The following is a 534-nucleotide window of genomic DNA, read 5'->3' as shown; positions in this document are numbered from 1 at the left end:
GCTATGGTCTGGCAGAGGTTCAAAAAGCCGTAGCCAGTGGCGGCAGCACTGGCGGTGGCACTGGCGGTGGCACGCCACCTTCCGGCAACTTTGACAAGACCCTCGACGGCACCGCCGCCGGCGAACAACTGCTCGGCACGAATGGCCGCGACTGGATTCGCGCCCTGGGTGGTAACGACCAGCTCTACGGCTTCAGTGGTAACGACCTGCTGCAAGGCGGTGACGGCGACGACACCCTGATGGGCGGTAGCGGCAACGCCGCCAATACCGGCGACGACAGCCTCGAAGGCGGTGCCGGCAAAGACCAGCTGTTCGGCGAAGATGGCAAGGATGGGCTCAAGGGCGAAGCCGGCAACGACTACCTCGATGGTGGCGAAGGCAACGACACCGTCGATGGCGGCGCCGACGACGACCAGCTCAGCGGTGGCGCCGGTGACGACAGCCTGGTCGGTGGTGCCGGCAACGACAAATACGTCTTCAGCGGTGCATTCGGTCAGGACACGATCGACAACAGCGGCGGTGGTCAGGACTGGA

The 534-nt window shown here is 65.0% G+C and carries 1 protein-coding gene; it reads left to right on the top strand.

What is annotated here, in order from left to right:
- A partial coding sequence (locus PZA18_RS24150; protein WP_284103442.1) for a calcium-binding protein occupies positions 1–534 on the top strand: 534 nt, incomplete at both ends.

Source organism: Parachitinimonas caeni (assembly GCF_030129945.1).
Taxonomy (GTDB): Bacteria; Pseudomonadota; Gammaproteobacteria; order Burkholderiales; family Chitinimonadaceae; genus Parachitinimonas; species Parachitinimonas caeni.
The sequence above is the reverse complement of the archived record's forward strand: the minus strand, read 5'-3'. Positions and strand labels throughout refer to the sequence as shown.